The organism is Clostridium cuniculi (genome assembly GCF_004353185.1).
Classification (GTDB): domain Bacteria; phylum Bacillota; class Clostridia; order Clostridiales; family Clostridiaceae; genus Clostridium; species Clostridium cuniculi.
This window is the reverse complement of record NZ_SMUS01000025.1, coordinates 23,591-41,046: the sequence shown is the minus strand read 5'-3', so window position 1 is coordinate 41,046 and position 17,456 is coordinate 23,591. Positions and strand designations below refer to the sequence as shown.

Annotated in this window: 15 protein-coding genes; 14 read left to right on the top strand and 1 reads right to left on the bottom strand. The window is 26.7% G+C overall.

What is annotated here, in order from left to right:
- Positions 1 to 17: 17 nt before the first annotated feature.
- The 13 genes from EJJ37_RS12930 to EJJ37_RS12870 all read left to right on the top strand — a co-directional run bounded on the left by EJJ37_RS12930 (position 18) and on the right by EJJ37_RS12870 (position 15,616).
- A complete protein-coding gene (locus EJJ37_RS12930) occupies positions 18 to 1,526 on the top strand; it encodes an ABC transporter ATP-binding protein (RefSeq protein ID WP_133015995.1) in 1,509 nt (502 codons plus the stop codon).
- Positions 1,516 to 2,619: an ABC transporter permease gene (locus EJJ37_RS12925; RefSeq protein ID WP_133015994.1), complete on the top strand. Its 1,104-nt coding sequence runs from the start codon at positions 1,516 to 1,518 to the stop codon at positions 2,617 to 2,619. Before EJJ37_RS12930 ends, EJJ37_RS12925 begins: the two co-directional genes overlap by 11 nt.
- On the top strand, positions 2,619 to 3,536 hold the full coding sequence (locus EJJ37_RS12920) for an ABC transporter permease (protein ID WP_133015993.1): 918 nt from the start codon (positions 2,619 to 2,621) through the stop codon (positions 3,534 to 3,536). The genes EJJ37_RS12925 and EJJ37_RS12920 overlap by 1 nt, the downstream gene beginning before the upstream one ends.
- Before the next feature lie 9 nt (positions 3,537 to 3,545).
- Positions 3,546 to 4,343: a metallophosphoesterase family protein gene (locus EJJ37_RS12915; protein WP_133015992.1), complete on the top strand. Its 798-nt coding sequence runs from the start codon at positions 3,546 to 3,548 to the stop codon at positions 4,341 to 4,343.
- Between the two features lie 136 nt (positions 4,344 to 4,479).
- Positions 4,480 to 5,040: a hypothetical protein gene (locus tag EJJ37_RS12910; protein ID WP_133015991.1), complete on the top strand. Its 561-nt coding sequence runs from the start codon at positions 4,480 to 4,482 to the stop codon at positions 5,038 to 5,040.
- A gap of 21 nt (positions 5,041 to 5,061) precedes the next feature.
- Positions 5,062 to 5,475, top strand: a complete 414-nt coding sequence (locus tag EJJ37_RS12905; RefSeq protein ID WP_133015990.1) for a MarR family winged helix-turn-helix transcriptional regulator — start codon at positions 5,062 to 5,064, stop codon at positions 5,473 to 5,475.
- A 111-nt stretch (positions 5,476 to 5,586) separates the two neighbouring features.
- Positions 5,587 to 7,245, top strand: a complete 1,659-nt coding sequence (gene cplR, locus EJJ37_RS12900) for an ABC-F type ribosomal protection protein CplR (protein ID WP_133015989.1) — start codon at positions 5,587 to 5,589, stop codon at positions 7,243 to 7,245.
- Between the two features lie 117 nt (positions 7,246 to 7,362).
- Positions 7,363 to 7,989, top strand: a complete 627-nt coding sequence (locus EJJ37_RS12895) for a GntR family transcriptional regulator (RefSeq protein ID WP_338032271.1) — start codon at positions 7,363 to 7,365, stop codon at positions 7,987 to 7,989.
- A gap of 116 nt (positions 7,990 to 8,105) precedes the next feature.
- Positions 8,106 to 9,242: an ABC transporter ATP-binding protein gene (locus tag EJJ37_RS12890; RefSeq protein WP_133015988.1), complete on the top strand. Its 1,137-nt coding sequence runs from the start codon at positions 8,106 to 8,108 to the stop codon at positions 9,240 to 9,242.
- Positions 9,239 to 10,801, top strand: coding sequence for an ABC transporter permease/substrate-binding protein (locus tag EJJ37_RS12885; protein ID WP_133015987.1), 1,563 nt, complete (start codon positions 9,239 to 9,241; stop codon positions 10,799 to 10,801). Before EJJ37_RS12890 ends, EJJ37_RS12885 begins: the two co-directional genes overlap by 4 nt.
- Before the next feature lie 378 nt (positions 10,802 to 11,179).
- Positions 11,180 to 13,066, top strand: coding sequence for an endonuclease MutS2 (locus EJJ37_RS12880; protein WP_133015986.1), 1,887 nt, complete (start codon positions 11,180 to 11,182; stop codon positions 13,064 to 13,066).
- Between the two features lie 176 nt (positions 13,067 to 13,242).
- On the top strand, positions 13,243 to 13,611 hold the full coding sequence (locus tag EJJ37_RS12875) for a hypothetical protein (protein ID WP_133015985.1): 369 nt from the start codon (positions 13,243 to 13,245) through the stop codon (positions 13,609 to 13,611).
- A gap of 172 nt (positions 13,612 to 13,783) precedes the next feature.
- Positions 13,784 to 15,616, top strand: a complete 1,833-nt coding sequence (locus EJJ37_RS12870; protein ID WP_133015984.1) for an ATP-binding protein — start codon at positions 13,784 to 13,786, stop codon at positions 15,614 to 15,616.
- A gap of 33 nt (positions 15,617 to 15,649) precedes the next feature.
- Here the strand turns inward: EJJ37_RS12870 and EJJ37_RS12865 are convergent, their stop codons facing one another.
- The gene (locus EJJ37_RS12865) at positions 15,650 to 16,366 is read right to left on the bottom strand and encodes a LytR/AlgR family response regulator transcription factor (RefSeq protein ID WP_133015983.1); all 717 of its coding nucleotides are present in this window, start codon (positions 16,364 to 16,366) and stop codon (positions 15,650 to 15,652) included.
- A gap of 252 nt (positions 16,367 to 16,618) precedes the next feature.
- Here EJJ37_RS12865 and EJJ37_RS12860 point away from each other — a divergent pair, with 252 nt between their 5' ends.
- A complete protein-coding gene (locus tag EJJ37_RS12860) occupies positions 16,619 to 17,407 on the top strand; it encodes an EAL domain-containing protein (protein WP_133015982.1) in 789 nt (262 codons plus the stop codon).
- The last annotated feature ends 49 nt before the right edge of the window (positions 17,408 to 17,456 follow it).

Here is a 17,456-nt window from a genome sequence, read left to right as displayed (position 1 = left end):
AAAGGAGAAACTTTGACATGCTTTTAGAAATGAAAAATATTGTTAAGACCTATGGTAATGTAGTAGCTAACAACAAGGTTAATATTAATCTTAATAAAGGAGAGATACTAGCTGTTGTTGGAGAGAATGGTGCAGGAAAGTCTACTATAATGAAGATACTTTATGGATTAGAAAAGCCAGACTCAGGAGAAATATTTATAGATGGTAAGAAGATGAATTTTCATAATCCATCAGATGCAATGAAACAGGGAATAGGAATGGTTCAACAGCACTTTATGCTTTTTGAATCAATGACTGTTGCAGAAAATATTGTATATAAAAACGAAATGAAAAAAGGAATATTTTTTGATTATAAAAAGAATATTCAAATGGTAGAAGAGCTTTCAAAGCGTTATATGTTAGATGTAGATCCAAATGCTATTGTTGAGGAATGTCCTGTTGGGCTTCAACAACGTGTTGAAATATTAAAAACTCTTTATCAAAATGCAGATATTATAATTTTTGATGAACCTTCTGCAGTTCTTACTCCTATAGAAGTAGACGAGCTTTTAAAAACTATGAAACAGTTAGCTAAATTAGGTAAAAGCTTAATAATTATAACTCATAAGCTTCATGAAGTTATGGAAGTTGCAGATAGAGTAGTAGTAATGAGACTTGGAGAAGTTGTTGCTGAAAAATTAAAGAAAGATACAAGTATAGAAGAGTTATCTTATTTAATGGTAGGAAGACAAATAGCTAATAGAGTAATTCCTGAAAAGGAAACTAAAGAACAGCTTTTAGAGGTTAAAAACTTAACTTTAAAGGGTGAACATAATAAAAATATATTAAATAATGTTAATTTACATATTAAAAAAGGTGAAATAGTAGGTATTGCAGGTGTATCTGGTAATGGTCAATCTGAGCTTATTAGATGTATAACAGGATTAGAGAAGGTTGATGGTGGTAATGTAATTATTAATAAAAGGGATATCACAAATAATACTGTAATGGGTATAAGAGAAGCCGGTATTGCTCATATTCCAGAGGATAGATATATGTGGGGAAGTGCACCGGAGGCAACACTTGCTGAGAATGCATTAATGGGATATGAAGATAGTGAAGAATTCTCTAAAAAAGGAATTTTAAATATTAATAAAGTTACAAAGCATGCTGTAGAGTTAATTTCAAAATTTAGAGTTAAGGCTGATTCACATACACAAAAAATAAAAGAGCTTTCAGGTGGAAATGCACAAAAACTTATTGTTGCAAGAGAAATGTCTATGGAGACTCCACTTATTATTGCTTGTGAACCTACAAGAGGGATTGATATAGGAGCAATAGAGTTTATTCATGATCAACTTGTTGCAAAGAGAAATAAAGGAGATAGTGTATTATTGGTATCTTCAGAGTTAAGTGAGATTATGGACTTAAGTGATAGAATTTATGTAATTTATGATGGGGAAATTGTTGGTGAATTTAAAAGAGGAAGTATTGATGAAAAGGCATTAGGTCTTTTAATGGTAGGAGGTAAAAATAATGAAAAGTAAAAGCTCGTTATCAGGAAGTATTACAAGAAGTAAACTTTCAACTATATTTGAACCATTAAAACATCCTCTACAAGCTATTGTTGTTGGATTATTAATAGGTGGTGTAATTATTGCACTTTCTGGATTTAATCCTTTTGAAGCAATTATAGGAATGTTTAAAGGTGGATTTGGCTCAACTTATTATTTAACTACAACCTTAACACGTTCTATTCCTATTATATTTGCTGGACTTTCTGGTGCATTAGCTTGGGGATCTGGTTATTCTAGTTTAGGTGCTGCAGGGCAGATGGTTTTAGGTGCCTTTACTTCATCAGTTGTAGCTGTAATATGTCCAGGGCCACCAGCATTTGTTGTTATAATATCTATTATTAGTGGTGCTTTAGTAGGGATTTTATATTCACTTATTTCAGCATATGTAAGTGAAAGATTTAAGTTGGATTTACTTATTATAACTCTTATGATGAACTATGTTGCTGATTACATAGCATCTTACTTTACAACATATGTTGTAAAAGACCCATTAGGTTTAGACTCATCAGCAATTCAAACTCAAAAGTTAACTGATAATATTTTACCTAAAATGTTTGAAGGATATTCATTACATTGGGGATTTGTAATTGCAATTATTTGTGTCTTAATTGTACTTTTTATAATGAAGAGAACAAGTTTTGGATATAAAGCAAAGATGGGTGGATTAAATCCTAACTTTGCTAATTATGGTGGTGTTAACAGTACTAAGATGATGTACTATGTATTAATGTTAAGTGGTGCATTAGCTGGTATTGGTGGTGCATGTGAAGTTTTAGGAACAAGATATCGTTATGTTGATAATATGATTACATCTCCAGGATATGCATGGACTGGTATTATAGCTTCATTAATGTCAAGCAATCATCCAGTTGGTATTTTAGTAAGTAGTATTTTCTTAGCTGGTCTTACAACAGGGGGAAGTACTATCGAACGTAGTATGGGAGTACCATCTGAAGTAACAACGATTATTCAAGGAATTATCACCTTATTAATTACTGCAAAATTTGCTGTGAAGTGGTATAAGAAAAAACAAAATACAACAGATAAGAAAGGAGTACAATAATGGAGTTAAGTGTAGATTATTTAGCAGTGGTAGCTAATTCCACTCTTCGTATGATGACACCTATTTTATTAGTTACATTAGCTGCAGCTATATGTTCTAAGGTACGTATTTTTAATATTGCAATGGAAGGAACTATGCTAACAGGCGCATTTTTCAGTATTGTTGCAAATTATTACACTCATAATGTATTTTTATCTGTTCTTGCAGGTGCAATTAGTGGAATGATAGTATCTGCTATTGTAGGATTTTGTATAATTAAATTAAAAGCATCTCCTGTTGTTGTTGGTATGGCAACTAATACTATGATGGGAGGAGTTACAACATATTTACTTTATATAATTTTTAAAACAAAGGGAGTATTTACTGACCCTAGTTTAGTAAGTCTTCCAAAAATTGATTTACCTATTATTAAGGATATTCCTGTATTAGGGACTATTTTTTCAGGATTAACATTTGTTGATTATTTAGCATTTATACTAGCTATAGGAATGTATATATTCTTATATAAGACAGTATTAGGATATAGATTACGTGCTATAGGTATAAATAAAGAAGCTGCAAGAAGTCTTGGTACTCCAGTAGAGAAATATCAATTCCTTACAATAAGTTTATCAGGAATATTATGTGGATTAGGTGGAGTTCTTCTTTCTATGGGAACTGTAACACTATTTATGCAAAATATGACTTCAGGACGTGGATATATTGCTATGGCTGCTAATAATTTAGGAAAGTCTCATCCAATAGGAGTTCTTTTATCAAGTTTATTCTTTGGATTCTCACAAGCAGCAGGAAATGTACTTCAAAATACTTCTTTAAAAACACAAATTACAGCTTCTATTCCTTATGTAGCAACAATTGTTGCACTTATATTATTTAGTATACAAACTAAAAGAAATAAGAAAAAGAAGATTAAGTAGGTGTAGAATATGAAGTTTTTACATTTATCAGATATTCACTTTTTAAGAGAGTATCCAAAAGCTGAAAAGGGTTATAATTCTATTTTTAATAATATGACAAGTCCTTTAATACAGATAAGAAAATCTTTAGAACAAATAGACTTAAGTAAAATAGATTTTGTTATTATAACTGGAGATTTAGTGGAATCAGGAACTTATGAAGATTATGTAATTTTAAAAAGTGAATTAGAAAAATTATTAGGTAATACTCCATATATACTTACTTTAGGAAATCATGATAATAAAGAGGCTTTTTATAAGGGCTGGTTTAATAAAGAATGTAATGCTCCTTATAATACTGTTAATGAAATAGGTGAATTAAGAATAATTAGTTTTGATAATTCACAGTATAAAAATAGTGATGGATTTATTTCAGAGGAGCAGTATGAGTGGTTAGAAAATCAATTAAAGGGTAGCACTAAAAAAGATACTATTTTAATGCTTCATCATCATCTTATAAAAGATCAATTTACTACACCAGCTGTTAGTTATGATGATAGATTTGAAAATATAATAAGAGAAAGTTCTATAATTGGAATTTTTGCTGGTCATACTCATCATCCTTTTAAAGGTTGTTTTGCAGAGAAGCCTTATTTCTCTACAGGTAGTCTTAGTTTTATAGGATATGATGAGAGTAATGGTATTGTAAGGTTTGAGGAAAGTGCCAAGTTTAGTTTTTGTACCTATGAAAATGGTGAAATATCAGTAGAGGTAATTTCGGCTTTAGATGATAATAAGTTATTAGGAGTAGTTAATTTTAGAGAATAAAATATAAATTAATATTTAAAAAAGATGATTTCTAATATTAAATAGGAATCATCTTTTTTTTAGTATATTATAATAATTGACATTATCAATTATTAGAGTATAATTGATAGTATCAAGTATTTAAGAGGTGTTTTTTATGAATAAATTAGATAAGTTTATAAATGAATTATGTGGAACATTTAATAATGATAGGCAAATAAATGATGAGTTAGAATCAGGAGAGTTAAAACATCCAAAGGCAAAGCATATAAATGGTGTTTGTAATGATAAGATAATTAATTTGCCAAATGATTTTTCAGGATATTTTGTTATTGAAGAAAGTTATTATGAACAAGGAAAATTTAAAAATATTCTTCCGCACCTATTCTTATTTACAGTTAATGAAGATGATAATATAGTTTTAACTTCTTATGAAATTCCAAGTAATATCTCAAAAGAAGAATTTAGAAATGATAATGAAAACTTAACCATGGATTATAAAGAACTTAAAGTTTCTTCTAAGTTTACTCCTATGGTTTACAAAGAAAAAAATAATGCGTATGAAGGAGAAAGTATTAGTAATTTTACACCAGAAACTGAATTTACTTTAAGGGAGAAAATTGAAAATGGTAAAATGTATGTAAGTGAAGTTTTTAGAAAGAATGGTAAAATTACTTTTGGATTTGTTGATCCAATAGTTTATGAAAAAATAAATTAATGTTAGAAAAGAGGAATATGATTGTCATATAAAATATTAGGTAAATATCTATCAGATTTAAATAGAGACTTTATAAGATATTCTGAATCAAATCTATCGGAATATGGATTAACTCTTAATATGTGGCGTTGTATGATAATAATAGAAAATAATAGAGGCTGCAATTTGAAGGATATAGCAAAGGCATTAAATGTAGATGGTGCAATTATAACAAGAAATATAAAAAAGCTTGAAGATTTAAATTATGTTATAAAAGTAAAAAGGGATAATGATAATAGATTTTTTGATTTATGTCTTACTGATAAAGGATTAGATATTCTTAAGTTAATTAATGAATATCATGATAAATGGTATGAAAAAATAACTCATAATTTTAATGAAGAGGAAGTTAGTAATTTAATTAATATGCTTAATAAGCTTTGTAGTAATATTTAAATAAAGAGTCCAGTAACAAATGTTACTGGACTTTGTTCGTAATGTAGAAAATTAAAGATTATTAATAAGAATTTTGCACAAACTTTTTATAGGAGTAATTGGAGGTGTAAAATGAAACTTGCAACAATTAAAAATTTAAAAAAGTATTATGGAGATAGATTAATATTAGATATAGATAAATTTGAAATAGAAGAAAAAGATAAGATAGGGGTTGTAGGTGAAAATGGAGCGGGAAAAACAACATTATTGAAAATTTTACTTGGAGAAATAAAAGCTGATGAAGGTTTGGTAAATTTAACAGATAGTTATTCATATATAAGCCAAATAGATGAGGGATATACTATTTGTAATAATAGTAAGGTGAAAAAAGTTTTTAGTGCTCCTGATGAATATGAAGACTATTTATCTGGAGGAGAAAAAGTAAAAATTAGAGTAGTGAGTGCATTAGAAGAAAATACAAGCCTTATTATAGCAGATGAACCTACTTCTAATTTAGATAGTGAAAGTATTAAAGTTTTAGATAATATGTTTAAAAATTATAAGGGAGCATTATTAATAGTTTCACATGATAGAAAATTTTTAGATGATGTATGTAATGAAATTGTAGAGATAGAAGAGGGAAGATTAAAAATATATAAGGGTAATTATAGTAAATATGTAACTTTAAAAGAAGAAAATCATAAGAAACAAAAAAGAGAATATGAAAAATATATACATGAAAAAGATAGATTAGAGCGTGTAATAAATGAAAAAGAAGTACTTAGAGATAGAATAAAAAAGGCCCCTAAAGGAATGGGGAAATCAGAAGCAAAAACTATTAAAATGGGAGATCAAAGAGGAAAAAAACATATTGAAAACAATATAAAATCAATAGAAAAAAGAATAGAGCATATGGAAGTTAAGGCACCACCTAAGAAGAAAGAAAGGATTATAATTAATATAAATGAAGGTACTGAAATTTCTACTAAAAATTTAATAGAAATTAAGAAATTAAAGTTACTAGTAGAAGATAAAATTTTAGTGAATGAAATTAATTTAAATATAAGAAATGGAGCTAAAATTGCACTAATTGGAGCTAATGGGTGTGGGAAAACCACTTTACTAAGACGAATTTTAAGCAATGATTCAAAAGAAATAAATATATCAAGTAATGTTAAAATAGGATACTTTGATCAAAAACAAGATATTTTAAATAATGAAAGGAGTATTTTAGAAAATATAAAAGAAGATTCTAAGTGGGATGATAGCTTTATAAGAATAAATTTAAGTGAGTTTGGATTTAAGAAAGACTCTGTAAATAAAATGGTAAGTGAATTATCGGGAGGAGAAAGAGTCAAAGTAGCTATATGTAAAATAATATTATCTGACAATAACTTATTAATATTAGATGAACCAACTAATTATTTAGATATAAAAACTATAGAAGCGTTAGAAAATGCTTTAGTTAATACTAATAAAACTTTATTATTGGTATCACATGATATAGAGTTTATATCTAATGTATGTAACCACATAATTGAGATTAAGGATAAAGAGATAAAGGAATTTGCAGGAACTTATACTGAATATATTAAGAATTTTAAAAGTATTAGAAAGAATTCAGAAAATAAACATTTAGATGATGAAATATTACTTCTTGAGAATAAATTATCGGAGGTGATTTCTCTTTTATCAATAGAAACTAAAGAAGATAAAAAGGAGAAACTTAATAAAGAGTATTTAGAGCTTATAAATTCTTTAAGAGAAGTAAAATTAAAAAGAGAATCTTAATTTAGGATAATATTACAAAACACTAATGCTATATTGTCTTATTTATCTTTATAAATTATACTGAATTTATAAAATATATGAATATATAAAAGGGAAATAATGATGATGGAAGAAAAAGTGAAAAATAAGATTTCAATCCCTCGATATCAACAAATAGCAATTGAAATTGCTTCGAGGATTTCTAGTGGACAATATAAGGTTGGTGAAAAGATATATGCACGTTCATCTATAGCCAGTCAATATGGGGTTTCTTCGGAAACCGCAAGGCGTGCAATTTGTATATTATGCGATTTAGAAATTGTTACATCAGAAAAGGGAAGTGGAGTTATAATTAAATCATATGAAAATGCGGTTAACTTCATTAAGCAATATAGTAAGCGCCAAACTATTGATACTATAAAAGAAAATTTACTAAAAAGCATAGCACGTCAGCAGAAAGAAATGGATACTTTAAATGAATGTTTATCTGATTTAATTGCAGCATCAGAACATTTTAGATCAATGAATCCATTTATGCCATTTGAAGTAAAGATAACTGCACAATGTTCTTATTTAAATAAGACTGTATCAGAAATTCAATTTTGGCAACATACAGGAGCTACTGTGCTTGCCATTGGTAGAAATGGAAATGTAATTAAATCGCCAGGACCATATGCTATATTATTAGAAAATGATATTATATATTTTCTATCACAAGATGATTCCTCACAAAGAGTGAAGGAGTTTTTATATCCTATAAAATAATAAGAGAGTTTTAAAGTGCTCAAGGCTAAAAATAGTCTTGGGCATTTTTCTATTATTTGACAAAGTAACAACTTTGTAATAAAATGAGGTTGTTACTTGGTAAAAGGAGGAATGAAATGATTAGATTTGAAAATGTCACAAAAAGATACAAAGCAAAACAAGTACTAAAAGAAATTAATTTAACAATTGAAAAAGGAAAGCTTGTCACAATTATTGGAGAAAGTGGTTGTGGGAAAACTACTTTATTAAAAATGATAAATAGATTAATTAAACCTTCTAGTGGATTTATTTATATTAATAATAAAAAAATACAATCAATTGATGAAGTTATGTTAAGAAGAAATATAGGTTATGTTATACAGCAGACTGGCTTATTTCCTCATATGACTATTAGAGAAAATATAGAGCTTATTCCTAAGTTACAAAAAGTTGATTCAGAAAAGATTATTGAAAACACTAAAAAATTAATGCAGATGGTAGGTTTAAATTGCGAAGAATTTTTAGATCGTTATCCAACAGAATTAAGTGGTGGACAACAACAACGGGTCGGTGTAGCTAGAGCATTTGCTAATGATCCAGATATCATTCTTATGGACGAGCCTTTTTCAGCTCTAGATCCAATGACAAGATCAGATTTGCAGGATGAGCTTGTTGAATTACAATCTAAATTAAAAAAGACTATTGTATTTGTTACACATGATATGGATGAGGCCATTAAAATTTCAGATATGATTTGTATAATGAAAGATGGAGAAGTATTACAATACGATACTCCAGAAAATATATTGAGGAATCCAGTTGATGAATTTGTTTCTAATTTTGTAGGTAAGAATAGAATATGGTCATCTCCAGAATATATAAAAATTTCAGATATAATGATTGATAAGCCAATTACATCATATAAAAATTTATCTGTTTTTAAATGTATTGATAAAATGCGTCAAAAAAAGGTGGACAGCCTTCTTATAATTGAGCCTAATGATCATAAACTAATTGGTATTGTAAAAGCAAGTAAGCTTAGGGGAATTGAAGATAAAACTCAGCCTGTAGAAAAGTTTATGAATAAAAATTTTTCAACTCTTCTCATAGATGAATGTATCTTAGATGCTTTAAAGGTGGTTACAGAAGAGCATATATCTACTGTTCCAGTTGTTGATGATGATTCACATTTAGTAGGTCTAGTCACAAGAAGTAGTCTAGTTACAACATTAAGTCAACAATATTTTGATTATGAGGAGGATGAAATTATATGAGTTTATTGCAATATGTAATTGATAATCAAGCACAAATATTATCATTATTAATAGAGCATATAAAACTGACAGCAATTTCTGTTGGAGTAGCAATTTTAATTGGAGTACCTCTAGGGATTTTCATTTCATATGCATCTAAAGCTAGTAAGCCTATTTTATGTATAGCAAATATTATACAAGCTATACCCAGTATGGCTCTCCTTGGATTTATGATACCGCTTTTAGGAATAGGAACAGTACCTGCTATAGTTGCAGTTGTTCTTTACTCACTTCTTCCTATTATAAAAAATACCTATACTGGAATTCAGAATATTAATGAGCAGACTCTTGAGGCTGCAAAAGGTATTGGGCTTACGCCATTTCAGGTATTAACTAAAGTACAAATACCTTTAGCTCTTCCAGTGATTATGGCAGGGGTACGTATTGCATCAGTAACTGCCGTAGGACTTATGACTATGGCTGCATTTATAGGGGCTGGTGGTTTGGGGTATCTTGTCTTTTCAGGTATTCGTACAGTAAATAATAATCAAATATTAGCAGGAGCTATTCCAGCATGTTTATTAGCTTTATTAGTAGATTTCTTAATTGGATTGGTAGAAAATCTAGTTATGCCTATTAGTCTTCAAAAAGGTAATATAAAATCTAAAAAGAAAAAACGTACAACACAAAAGGCAATATTGAGTATTTCAGCATTGGTACTTGTAATTATTTTTGTTGTAACTTCTTTTGGAAATACAGGAAATGAGCAGCGTACAATTACTATTGGATCTAAAGATTATACTGAACAAGCTGTTTTAGGAAATTTAGTTGCTGATTTAATAGAGGCAAAGACAGATATAAAAGTAAATAGAAAATTAGATTTGGGTGGAACTCAAGTTTGTTTTGGAGCACTTCAAAGTGGTGATATAGATATGTATGTTGAATATAGTGGAACAGCTTATAGTGATACACTAAAGCATACTCCAATTAATGATGTAGATGAAGTTTATAATACAGTAAAAAAAGAGTTTAAAGAACTTTATGATATCGAAGTATTAAAGCAAATGAGTTTTAATAATACTTGGGTTTTAGCAGTAACTGAAGAAACCGCTGAAAAATATAATTTAGAGACAATAAGCGATTTAGCTAAAGTTGCTGGATCTATGAAAGCAGGAGTTGTTTTTGAATTTGCAAATCGAGAAGATGGATTATCAGGATTACAAAAGGAATATAACTTTAAAATTGGAGATGTAGTAACTTTAGATGGTGCACCAAGATATACAGCTTTAGTTAATGAAGAAGTAGATGTTGTTGATGCATTTGCAACTGATGGTTTACTAAAAAAGTTTAACTTAAAAGCCTTAAGTGATGATAAGGGATTTTTCCCACCTTACTATGCAATGCCTATTATAAGCTCTGAGAAATTAGAGGAGTTCCCAGAAATAGAGGGGATTTTAGAGGAATTAGGTGAGGTTCTTACAAATGAAGTTATGATGGAACTTAATTATAAGGTAGATGAATTACAAGAATCGCCTTCGAAAGTTGCAAAAGACTTTCTTCAAAGTAAAGGTTTGATATAAGAAGCAATTATTAAGTTTAAAAGTATGTTTTAATATATAATTAATAGATTGACAACCCATAGGACATATTATAATATATTAATATAAATGATAGATTTCAGAAAAAGAGAGGTATTTGTGTGAGTGTTTAGTATCAAATAGTTAATTTTATATTGATTCCCTAAATTATGGTATATTTATACCTTTATTTGTTGCGGAATTAATTATAACTAATTGATACAAGTCCACGAATTTACTTCAGGGGTAGTAGTCTACCTTTATTTAAAGTTGAATTTTAAGCTGTGGAAGTATCCACAGCTTTTTTATATTTAAGTTTATGAAATCTATCATGATTTCGTTGACTTGTATTTAGATTTGATACAAGGAAGGAAAATAAAAATGGATATAATGACATTAGAAAAATTAAATTATAATGAATTAAAAGAGGTAGTTAAGGGGTATTGTGTTAGCGGTTTAGGAAAAGCACTTATTGATAAATTAGAACCAAGTAGTAACTTAAAAATTGTTAATAGAAGATTAGATGAAACTTCAGAAGGTAGAAGGCTTATTGATGCTTCATATCATATACCTTTGGTTGGAATATTTAATGTATTACCTTATATAGATAAAATTGAAAAAGGCTCATCTTTAGATCCTGAAGATTTAGCAATTATGTCTGACTTTTTAAGAGGATGTAGAAAAGTAAAATCATTTATTAAAGATAAAGAAGGATATGCACCAACATTAAGTAGTTATGGAGAAAGTATAACAGATTTAAGCTTTATTGAGGAAGAAATAAATAGATGTATAAGAGGCTCAAGAGTTGACTCTAATGCTAGTAGAGAACTTAAAAAAATTAGAAGAGGTATTGATGAGTGTGAGAATAAAATAAAAGAAAAATTAGATAGATTCTTAAAAAATAGTGAAAACAAACAGTATATTCAAGAGTTCTTTATAAGTAAGAGAAATGGAAGATATACAATTCCAATAAAAGCTTCGTATAAAAATTATGTACAAGGAACTATTATTGAATCATCATCAAAGGGAACAACTGTGTTTATGGAACCAAGTACAGTTTCAAAGTATACTTCAGAGTTAGCTATTTTAAAGGCAGAAGAAAGTGTAGAAGAATATAAAATATTAGGTATGCTTACGGAACTTATTAATGAAAAAATAAGAGAAGTGAAAATTAATATAGAAGTAATAGCTGAATATGATATGATTTGGGCTAAAGCAAAATACAGTAATGATATTGATGGAATTAAACCTGAGTTAAATGAGCATGGATATATAAAAATAGTTGATGGAAAATATCCATTAATAAAAAATCCAGTACCACTTAATTTTGAAATAGGTGATGATTATAGAACACTTATAATAACAGGTCCAAATGCAGGAGGAAAAACGGTAGTTTTAAAAACAGTAGGAATATTAACACTTGCGGTACAATCAGGATTCCATATACCAGCTAAAGAAGGAACAGAGATTTCAGTATTTAATAAAATATTTGTTGATATTGGAGATAATCAAAGTATAGAAAATGCTCTAAGTACTTTCTCATCTCATGTTAAGAATTTAGCTAGAATAATAAAAGAAAGTTCAAAATCTACTCTTTTATTATTTGATGAAATAGGAAGTGGAACTGAACCAAATGAAGGGGCAGCTCTAGCAATAGCTATTTTAGAAGAATTATATCATAAGGGTTGCATCACAATAGCAACTACACATTATGGTGAAATTAAGAATTTTTCACAAGAGCATACTGATTTTGAAAATGCAGCTATGGAATTCAAAAAGGATACTCTTGAACCTTTATATAAGCTTCATATTGGTAAAAGTGGTGACAGTAATGCTCTTTATATTTCTAAGAAAATGGGTATTCCTGATTCTATTATTGAAAGAACTAGAAAGTATATAGAAACTAAGAAGTATAATTATGATGTAATAAATAGTAGTAAGGTTATTAAAAAGAAGGAAGAAGTAGAAGAGGTAAATTTAAAGTATAATTATTGTATCGGTGACAAGGTGGTTCTTTTAGATAATAATGAAAGTGCCATAGTTTATAAGGAGTTAGATGAATTAAATAATTTAACTGTTTTTTATAAGAAAGAATTTATTAAAGTTAATTATAAGAGAGTTAAGTTAGAATTAACAGCAAGTGAATTATATCCTGAAGGATATGATTTAAATCAGATTTTTATAAGTTATAAAGAAAGAAAAATTGAGCATGATATTATACGTGGTTCAAAGAAAGCACTAAAAAAAGTAAGAAAAAGTACAATATAAGTTAGGTTAATATCACTTGGTAAAATGCATAAATCTATATTAAGGATTTATGCATTTTTTGTTGTTTGAAATGAATAATAGAAGTCTATTATAAGAGTATTTTAATCAAGTAAATATAATAATTCACCTATATTTTAAAATTGAATAATATATTACTGAAAAGGAGGGATTACAAAATGGCAATGGAAGTTGTTGGATTCTACCGTGATAATGAATCTTTATACGATGAATGTAAGAAATGTATATCTTATTATTCTATTATTGTACTTAGCAATGGAGCTAGATTAGAGGGAGTTATTGAAGAGGTAATTAATGATAGTGTAAGTATATTAGTTGCAGAGGAGGTAATGGAAAGTGAGTATGAAAATGAGATGAATAGGCAGCAATATATTGGATATAGGCAGCCTGGAAGATTCAGACGATTCAATAGAAGAAGGTTTCCAATGAGGAATATTAATAGTGCAAGGCCAATAAGATTCCCATATATTATACCATTCTATCCAGTTTATCCATACCCGTATCCATATCCATATTACCCTTATTAATTTAGAGATTATGACATAAAAAATAAATTGCTTAGGCTATTTTTATAAAGATAATATATTAAATCGATCTAAATAAATTATCTATTTAGATTGATTTAATATAGAAATTATTATAAACTTTTGAGTGAATTTTAATAGCTATTATATTAAGGTAAGGGGAGGGAAATTTAGAGTGAAGAAAAAGATAATATGTTTATGTATGATATTCTTGATTTTATTTTTTCCTATATTAATTATTACAATGAGTAATAATCAGAGTTTGGATGTAAAGTTTTTAGAAGAAAAGTATGGAGATAATTATGATGAAATAATTAATTATTTAGAGAATGAGATAAAGGATAAGAATATAAGCAAAAAAAATAAAGGGACAGATTTATTACTTATTATTTATTATTCTTTTATAAATAGAGAATACGATAAGTGTCATAAATATTTTTATGAAGCTGAAGAAATATTAAAAGAAAAAAATATGAATGATGAATTAAATAAATTGTATTATTTAATTAGTAAAGTTTATAAGTATGAAAATAATTATTCAGATTTATATGTAATATTATATAAGCATAAAAAGTTGTTAGATAGACTATATGAAAAAACAGGAGATGAAAAATACATAGTAGACAATATAGAAGTACAGTCATTAAGTAGTTTGAGTGAGACTTTTATGGGAGTAAACCCACAAGAGGATGTTTATGAGGTTGAAAAATTTGTAAATGAAAATAATTCAATAATAACTATGCCAATATACTTTAATCTTTCTGAGTATTATTTAAATGTAAATAATCACGAGAAAGCTAAATATTACTCAGTAAAAGCATTAGAAAAATATAATGGAGAGAAGTTATATCTGGACATTTATATTTGGTCAAAGCTAGTACTGGCTAACTCATATATAAAACTTGGTGAATTTGAAAATGCTAGTGAAGCTATTAAGGAATTGGATAAAAATAATTATGACGCTATGTATGTAAATGTAGTTGGAATAATTATATTAAAAGGTAAGTTATATTGCGAAATGGGTAATAAAGTTATGGGGAATGAGTATTTTAATCTAGCATATAATGAGACTAGTAATACTTTAATGAAGCTTAAAATTCTTTCTATTATAATGAGTTATAACGATAGTGAAGAAGTATTAGGAATTGTTAGAAAGCGATATATAGAAGATCTTAATGAACTAGATATAATGAATCAATTTGATATAATTTCTTCTCAAATAGGAAATATAAATGAAGAAAATAGTAGTTTTGAAATAAAAATTTTAAATATGCAAAGATATATATTAATATTGATAATAATTATTATTATATTATTTATATACATATATAGAAAAAAATCAGAAATAAAAAATGATATTTTACAAAATAGTATAGAAAAATTAAATAAACAAATAAAATATGAAAGAAAAAGTTATGAAAGTATAATACATAATGATGAGAGTATTAGAAGATTAAGGCATGATAGTAAGCAACATTATATTTACGTAAAGAAATTAATTGATGATAAAATGTATGATGAGGTTAAAGAGTATTTAATTAATCTTAATAATATAATTAATGAATATGAAAATAATGTTATTACTAAAAATAAGCCAATTAATGCTATATTAACTTATAAAAAAGCAGAGTGTATTAAAAAAGGAATAGATATAAATATAGATATAAAAATTAATGAAAATATTCCAATTGATGATTTTGATTTATGTATTATATTTGTAAATTTGCTTGATAACGCTATAGAGGCATGTAGCAAAATGAATAATATTCCAAGAGAGATATTTATAAAAGTAAGAATGCAAAATAATATTATATATATTTATGTGGAAAATACTAGTTATAAATATCCTAAAAAGATAGATGGTAAATTTATTACATCAAAAAAGAATAAAGAGTATCATGGAATAGGGATAGAAAGTGTTAGAAAAAGTGTAGAAAAATATAATGGACATTTAGATTTTGATTATGATAATAATATGTTTAGAACAAAAATAATAATTAATACATAAAAAATAGAGGATAAACTATTTATCCTCTATTTTTTATGTATCATTTATAAAAGATAATAAGGAATCTTTTATATTTAAAAAATAACTTTTACTTATAGGTATTTTTTGATTATTTAAAAGTACTAACTCAGATGAGTATAAACTTTTTATTTTATTTAAATTAACAATATAACTTCTATGACATTTTATAAAGTTATATTTCTTCATTTGTTTTTCAATATCTGAGATTTTACCATAAAATTCTAGGGATTTATCATCAAGATGAATAATAACTTTTCTACGAAATGCTTCAAAGCAGAAAATATCTTTAATTGGAATTATGTTAACTGAGCCATTATTAACAAATTTAAAGTAATTATGTATATCTTTATTTAATAAATTTAATACTTTGAAAAATTCTTTATAAATATCTTCTTTTCTTAAAGGTTTAAGCAAATAATTTGTAGCATTTACGTTATATCCATCTAGAATATAATCTTTACTATTACTAATTAGTATTATTTTAGTATTAAAATTATAAGTATTAATTTTCTTAGCTAAATCCAATCCATTAACAGAGTCTAGTAATATATCTAAAAATAAAATATCACATTTATGAGGTGAGATTTTATAAAAGTCTATTAAATCTTTTCCAGTAGTAAAGCATTTTATATTTATTCTTAATTTTTCAGCTTTTGAAATAGAGGTTAGGGTATCTTTTATAAATTTTAATATAGAACTATCATCATCACAAATTCCAACATTAATCATAAAAGCCCTCCTTTTTATTTATAAATAAATTAAATAGCAAGTACTATTATTTTAACATATTTAATATAAGCAAAAGGTGTGAAAAATATTACAAAATAGTGTGATTTCATAACATAATTGTTGAAGTGATAATTTTATAAAGTATAAAATCATCAAGTATTTTATTAAAAAATATACATTGTAAAATTAATTTAATATATTATTCATTAAAGTAGAAAAGGGGAATAGAAAGTAGAAAAGGGGAATAGAAACATGGAAGATAATATTGATTTTTTGAACTCCATAGTGAATGGAATATTAAATGAAGAGTTCAGTATTGTATATCAGCCAATATTTGAATTAGAAAAACAAAAAATAATATCAGTTGAATCTTTGGTGAGATGGAATAAATGTGGAAAAGAAATAGGTGCTAATGTATTTATATCAAAATTAGAGGAAGCTAAATTAATATATCTATTAGATTATTATGTACTTGATAAGGTTATGATGGTTATAAATCAGTGGGAGTTACAAATTATAAGAATTGTCCCAGTGTCTATAAATATATCTAAAAGTACTATATTAAGAAGTGATTTTATAGAAATATTAAAAAGTAAAATAAAAGAATATAAAATTAATTCTAACTATATAGTTCTAGAGTTAACAGAAAGAGAAAATATTGAAGAAAATATGGAAGAGTTTTGTAATGTGATAAAAGAAATAAGAAAACTCGGAGTTAGAATTTCTATAGATGACTTTGGAGTGGGGACAGCTAATATTTTACTTTTATCTAATATAAACTTTGACTATTTAAAGGTTGATAAATTTCTAATAGATAATATATATAATGATGAAAGAGTAAAGATTTTTTTAGAGGCAATAAATAAAATTGTAGAAATTAGTAATGCTCATGCAATTATGGAAGGAATTGAAACGAAGCAACAATTACAAACGGTTATTAATTATGGATATAAATATGGACAAGGATATTATTTATCAAGACCTAAATCAGTGGAGCAACTAGAAAATGTATTAATTTTAAATACTTTAAAGAATAATTAATAAAAAGAGAATTTTTCTTGAAAAATTTTAATATTAATTTTAATTTTAC